Source organism: Cupriavidus sp. 01L46 (assembly GCF_056399905.1).
Window position 1 is genome coordinate 1 of record NZ_JBFTSF010000370.1, and the last position, 5,524, is coordinate 5,524.

Here is a 5,524-nt window from a genome sequence, read left to right on the forward strand (position 1 = left end):
GGGCAATGGAAAATGACTCGCCGAACACCGAACGGATCTCTTCCATGTAGAACGGGATATCGGCATCGCTATCGAGGTAGTTGGCCACCAATACCCCGTCGTCGGCAAGCCGTGCATGGCATGCTGCGTAGAAGGCGGCGTTCCCCAGTTGCGCCGGCATGCCATGGGCGAGAAAGCCATCCACCAGGATGACCTCCGGCCGCGCGTCCTGACTCTTGACATACTCGGCGCCATCCGCGCAGACCACTTCGAGCCGCTCGTCGTCGGGCGGAATGTGAAACGTATCGCGCAAGGCGATTACTGCCGGATCGATTTCAATGGCAACAACCTTAGCCTGCGGAAGATGCCGATAGCAATACTTGAGCAATGATCCCCCGCCCAGGCCAATCATCGAGATCCTGGTGGGCGCCGGCTGCAGCAGCAGAAAAGCCATCATCGTCCGTGTGTAGCCGAGGACAAGCTTGTCGGGGTCATGCCGCGACATGATGCTCTGGGTCGCCAGCGCATCGAAATGCAGTGAAAGCGCAAGCGGGGTTTCCAGCACAGTCGGGGTGCCGTCGTCAGGGGCTTCGGAGAGAAACTTCAAGTAGGCTTCAAAGGATGTGCGGCTGGGATCCATCTGCGGGCTCGATCAGGCAAGCGCGGGCGGTTGCATATTTCGATTGTCGCCTCTATCACATCGCCTCAAACAAAAAAGCGGCCCATCAGCAACTTGCAGGCGTCGGGCCATCGGATTTCCGCCTCGGGCCGAAAAAGCGACGTCGGATTGGCCCTGAGTGGCAAAAAAGATATTTAAAGATCGCATTGCGTGGTGCTGGCATGCCTTCAAAGCCTTCTGGCGAAGGCAGTCGCCAGGCCGCACTTGCCGATCAGTTGTATATAATGATAATACTATTATCATACAATACTACTCTGAAGCGTATGGAATCCAAGACCGCCCGTTTCACCGTGTTGATCGACCCCGTGAAGAAGAAAGCCTTTGAAGCCCTGTGCGCGGCGCAGGATCAAACGCCATCACAGGTCGTGCGTCAGTTGATTCGCGACTATCTGGAGCAGCATGGGGTGGCCTATGCAACCCGGCCCCAGCTTGGCGCCACGGTTCCGGCCAAGAAGGACGGCGAGTGACCGATGTCCGCATCGCGGATTTCAATACTGCTGTCACTGAGTGACGAGACCGGAGCAAACTCTTGCAACGATCGGAAGATGTCCATGCGTGAGGCGGTGACTTATCGCGTCACGCCGCGCGCAAAGGCGCTCGTCGACGGTGGCTACCAACCAAAGGTCTTGGTGGCCATCTATCGAGGCGATACGCTGGTCAGGGATGTTGCGCTTTATGCGCGATGCGACTCTTGTCCGTTGCGCGTGACTGCGGCAAGCCTTGCCGAAGCACTGGCCTTGCGGATTCGGGCGGTGCTCAAGGATGTGCACGAAACGGATGACGTTGCCGCAGCCGCCATTCAGACGCTATTGCGACGCGTTGGGCTTAGGACAACCCCACGATCCGTAGTCGTACGCGGTGCTGGCGTGAGCTAGCCGGGTGCGGCAACACGCCGCCGGCACGCCATCTCCTTTCTTGACTTTCATTTAACCTATTGGTTAAATGAATCCATGCCATCCTCCACCGACCCGCTGACCCCCATCTTTGCCGCACTGGCTGATCCCACTCGCCGCGCCATCCTTGCGCGCCTGGCCGAAGGGGAGGCGCCGGTGAGCGAGCTGGCGAGGCCGTTCGATATGTCGGCCCCGGCCATCTCCAAGCACCTGCGCGTGCTGGCGGACGCCGGGCTGATCGAGCGGGAAGTCAGCGCCCGCTGGCGAATCTGCCATCTGCGCGCGGATGCGCTGCGCGACGCGCATGACTGGCTGGGCGCTTACCGGCGCCATTGGGAGGGCAATCTCGACCGCCTTGTCGAGTTCGTCGAACGCACCCATGCGGCGGCCTCCACCGAAGGCACCAGCAACGCAGGCAAAGCCCGAGGAAAAAAATCATGACCCAAGCTGCTACCTTCCATCTGGAAATGGACCGCTTCATCCGCGCCCCGCGCGAGAAGGTGTTCGACGCATTCACCAGCCAGGCCGCACTGTCCGAGTGGCATTGCCCGCGCGGCATGCACGTGCTGGAGGCCAGCGCCGATGCGCGGGTCGGCGGCAAGTACCGCATCGTGATGGGCGGGCGCGATGGTGCCAGGCACACCGTGGGCGGCGAGTATCAGGCGATCGACCGGGCGGATTTCCTCGCCTATACCTGGACCTGGGAAGCCGGCCCGATGCCGCAGGAGATCAAGACGCTGATCGAGGTCACGCTGACGGCCAAGGATGGCGGCACCCACCTGCATATGCGCCACAGCGGCTTTCCCGAGGCTGGCGAGCGCGATTCGCACAAGGGCGGCTGGCAATCGGTGTTCAATCGCCTCAGCGATTTCCTGGACCCGGAGGGCAGCGCCGGCTCCGTCACCGTGATCGGCGACCCGCGCAGCAGCTATTGCCGCACGGTGCGCATGGCGCTGGAGGAGAAGGGCGTGGCCTACAAGCTGCAGCCCGTGCCGCCGCACTCGCCGGAGGTGCTTGCGCATAGCCCGTTCGGCCGCATTCCGGTGTTGAGCGATGGCCCGCTTTCCTTCTATGAGACCCGCGCCATCCTGGCCTATATCGAGGAAGCCTTCGAGGGCCCGAGCCTGCTTGCGCGACAAGTCGGCGCCATTGGCCATGCACGCTGCGAGCAATGGGTCAGCCTGATCAGTTGCCATGCCTACGACGCCATGGTGCGCCGTTACGTATTGCAGTACATCTTCCCTAAAGGCGAAAACGGCCAGCCTGACCGCGCGGTGATCGATGCCGCGCTGCAGGAGATGGCCACGCAGCTAGGCGCGTTCGACGAAGCCTACGGCAATCGCGATTACCTGGTCGGTACGGCGATGTCGATGGCGGACCTGTTTCTCGCGCCAATCCTGGCGTACGTCGGCATGTTTCCCGAAGGGGCCGCCTTGCTGGAGACGTACCCCAACGTGCGGCGCGCGCAGGCAGTGATGCGCGAGCGGCCAAGCTTTGCCGCGACGCAGCCGCAGATGGGCTGACGCCACCGCATAGCCGCTTAGCGGCTATGCGGTGGGCAGGAGCATCGCCACCGCTTCCACCTCCACTTTCAGGCCAAAGTGCAGCGCGCCGGTTGGCACCACGGCGCGTGCCGGGCGCGCGCTGCCTGCCCAAGACGCATAGATGGCGTTGAATGCCGGCCAGTTCTCAATGGCGTCCACATAGACCCGCACCTGCGCCAGGCCGCCGATGCCGCTGCCGGCGGCGATCAGCGCCGCTTCCACATTGGCCAGCACCTGGCGCGCCTGATCTTCAAAGGGCGCGCCGGCGAGCTTTTCGCCGGCGGGCGTGATGGGCAACTGCCCGGATACGAACACGAAGCCATTGGCCACGGTTGCATGGCTGTAGTGCCCGCCCGGCGCGGATAGCCCGGCGGGGTTGACCGTCTTTACCGCGGCGCTTGGTTGGTTACCATCCATGGAACCGGCTCCAGGTAGCGAGCGTGCCGTCTTGCGCAAGGGCCTGATATTCGGGGAACTGCGCGCCAGTCGCGCAGGCGTGGTTGGGCAAGATGCGCAGCACCGTGCCAATGGGCAAGCGCGCCGCGATGTCCGGCTCGGGCGCGCCTTCGCGCGACACGATGCCATGTTCCTGGTTGGCGCCACTGAGCACGTAGCCCGCAAGCACGGTGMCATCGATGCCGCAGACCTGCCCGTAGCCGAAATCGCACTTCTGCTTTTGCGTGCCACGGTCGCGGCTCATGGCCATCCAGCCGGCATCGACGATGGCCCAGCCCTTGTCCGCCTGGTGCCCGATCACGGTGGTCAGCACGCTCAGCGCCAGGTCTTGCGTTGCGCACACGCCGACGTTGCGCATCACGAGGTCGAAGAACACGTAGACGCCCGCGCGCACCTCGGTGACGCCTTCCAGGCTCGTTGCGGATAGCGCCGTGGGCGTTGATCCAACGCTGACCACCGCGCATGGCAGCCCGGCCGCGCGCAGCCGTTCGGCCGCCATGACGCAGCCGGCGCGCTCCTGCTCCRCCATCGCCGCCAGGGCCTCGCGCGTATCCAGGTCGTAGCTGGAGCCGGCGTGCGTCATCACGCCGCCCAGGCGGGCGCCGCCTTGGTGCAGCACGCGGGCCACGTCGAGCAGCGCGGCTTCGTCCGGGCGGATGCCCGAGCGGTGGCCATCGGTGTCGATCTCGATCCAGACCTCGAACGACTCGCCATGCGCGGCGCCGAACGCGACGATGGCCTCGGCGGATGCCACGCTATCGGTGACGATCTTCAGGTCGCAGCCCTGGCGGCGCAGCGCCAAGGCCTGGGGCAGTTTGGTCGAGACCATGCCGACGCCGTAGAGAATGTCCGTGATGCCATCGGCAAAGAAATGCGCGGCTTCCTTCAGGGTGGAAACGGTGATGCCGCGTGCCCCGGCATCGATCTGGGCTTGTACGACCGCCGAGCATTTGCTGGTCTTGGCATGCGGGCGGAACCGCACGCCAAGCGCGTCCATGCGCGCCTGCATGCGCCCGATGTTGTGTTGCATGCGGGGCAAGTCGATCACCGCTGCCGGTGTTTCCAGGCTCGCCAGTGTGTGGGTGGCAGTGTTCATCGCGTTATTGAGAGTGATCAGTCAGTCCAGGAATTGGCCCTTGGCGCTTCAGCGCGGGCACGTCGCCGCGCCTACCATCGCCTTGCACGGGTAAGGATTGCAGAGCATCGCGGATGCTCTTTAGCGGGTTGCCGCATGAAAGGACCGCAGCCACGGCAGCRCGGGCGCCAGCGTGGCGAACTCCGCATCGGGCACTGGCGCGCCGGCGGGCAGGGCCAGGCCGACGCGGTTGTGCCAGTAGGTGCGCAGCCCGACGGCCGAGGTGCCGAACATGTCGTAGCCCGAGCCCGCGACAAAGGCGGCATCCGTTGCCTGCACGCCCAGTTGCTTCAGCGCGAGCTGGTAGGGGCGCGGATCCGGCTTGTAGAAGCCCGCCTCCTCGGAGGTGACGACGACATCCCAGTCGATCTCCAGCAAGTCCGCGGCGCGGCGCCCCAGCCGTTCGGAGCAGTTCGTGACCACCGCCAGGCGGCAATGCGGACGCAGGGCACGCAACAGTTCGCGGGMACCATCCCACGCGGGGAGCTTGTCCCAGCCGGCCTCGAGCGCTGCCGGCGCGCTGGCGGGCAGGCCGACATGCTCGGCCGCCTCGCGCACCAGTTGCTCGTAGGGAACGTAGGCGCCGCAGCCGTAGGTGCGCTTCAGGTACTCCGCGCGCCAGGCCCGGCCTTGCGCCTGCGAGCCGGCGGCGGCGTTCCATACGGTCCAGGAATCCAGCAGCGCGGTGAGCAGGTCGAACAGGACGGCGCGGGGCCAGGCGGGGGCGGGCGATTGGTCGAGGATTTCCATACGTTCCTTTTTGCGTGGGCGGAGTAGCGGAGCAGCCGAGCCGCGGCGCTGCGCAGCGGCAGGACAACAGGCCCTCAGTGTAGGAAGG

Annotated in this window: 8 protein-coding genes; 4 read left to right on the forward strand and 4 right to left on the reverse strand. The window is 64.8% G+C overall.

Going from position 1 to position 5,524, the window contains the following annotated elements:
• A partial coding sequence (locus AC1DS3_RS34515; protein WP_477128944.1) for a fused MFS/spermidine synthase occupies positions 1-619 on the reverse strand: 619 nt, incomplete at its 3' end.
• A gap of 302 nt (positions 620-921) precedes the next feature.
• On the opposite strand from AC1DS3_RS34515, the gene AC1DS3_RS34520 reads away from it, so the two are divergent.
• From AC1DS3_RS34520 to AC1DS3_RS34535, 4 genes are all read left to right on the forward strand, one after another.
• On the forward strand, positions 922-1,125 hold the full coding sequence (locus AC1DS3_RS34520) for a ribbon-helix-helix protein, CopG family (protein WP_441634584.1): 204 nt from the start codon (positions 922-924) through the stop codon (positions 1,123-1,125).
• Between the two features lie 78 nt (positions 1,126-1,203).
• Complete coding sequence (locus tag AC1DS3_RS34525) at positions 1,204-1,533, forward strand: hypothetical protein (RefSeq protein ID WP_441634586.1); 330 nt, start codon at positions 1,204-1,206, stop codon at positions 1,531-1,533.
• A 75-nt stretch (positions 1,534-1,608) separates the two neighbouring features.
• Complete coding sequence (locus AC1DS3_RS34530; RefSeq protein WP_441634588.1) at positions 1,609-1,992, forward strand: ArsR/SmtB family transcription factor; 384 nt, start codon at positions 1,609-1,611, stop codon at positions 1,990-1,992.
• On the forward strand, positions 1,989-3,074 hold the full coding sequence (locus AC1DS3_RS34535) for an SRPBCC domain-containing protein (protein ID WP_441634590.1): 1,086 nt from the start codon (positions 1,989-1,991) through the stop codon (positions 3,072-3,074). Before AC1DS3_RS34530 ends, AC1DS3_RS34535 begins: the two co-directional genes overlap by 4 nt.
• Positions 3,075-3,098: 24 nt before the next feature.
• On the opposite strand, the gene AC1DS3_RS34540 is transcribed toward AC1DS3_RS34535, so the two are convergent.
• The 3 genes from AC1DS3_RS34540 to AC1DS3_RS34550 all read right to left on the reverse strand — a co-directional run bounded on the left by AC1DS3_RS34540 (position 3,099) and on the right by AC1DS3_RS34550 (position 5,436).
• Complete coding sequence (locus AC1DS3_RS34540; RefSeq protein WP_441634592.1) at positions 3,099-3,512, reverse strand: RidA family protein; 414 nt, start codon at positions 3,510-3,512, stop codon at positions 3,099-3,101.
• The gene (locus AC1DS3_RS34545) at positions 3,502-4,647 is read right to left on the reverse strand and encodes a DSD1 family PLP-dependent enzyme (protein WP_477128945.1); all 1,146 of its coding nucleotides are present in this window, start codon (positions 4,645-4,647) and stop codon (positions 3,502-3,504) included. Before AC1DS3_RS34545 ends, AC1DS3_RS34540 begins: the two co-directional genes overlap by 11 nt.
• Before the next feature lie 120 nt (positions 4,648-4,767).
• Positions 4,768-5,436 (reverse strand): HAD family hydrolase, encoded by a 669-nt coding sequence (locus AC1DS3_RS34550; protein WP_477128946.1) that lies wholly within the window; start codon positions 5,434-5,436, stop codon positions 4,768-4,770.
• Positions 5,437-5,524 lie beyond the last annotated feature (88 nt).

Coding starts and splice junctions, on each gene's coding strand:
- AC1DS3_RS34520 (WP_441634584.1), top strand. CDS start 922: ATGGAATCCAAGACCGCCCGTTTCACCGTGTTGATCGACCCCGTGAAG.
- AC1DS3_RS34525 (WP_441634586.1), top strand. CDS start 1,204: ATGTCCATGCGTGAGGCGGTGACTTATCGCGTCACGCCGCGCGCAAAG.
- AC1DS3_RS34530 (WP_441634588.1), top strand. CDS start 1,609: ATGCCATCCTCCACCGACCCGCTGACCCCCATCTTTGCCGCACTGGCT.
- AC1DS3_RS34535 (WP_441634590.1), top strand. CDS start 1,989: ATGACCCAAGCTGCTACCTTCCATCTGGAAATGGACCGCTTCATCCGC.
- AC1DS3_RS34540 (WP_441634592.1), bottom strand. CDS start 3,512: ATGGATGGTAACCAACCAAGCGCCGCGGTAAAGACGGTCAACCCCGCC.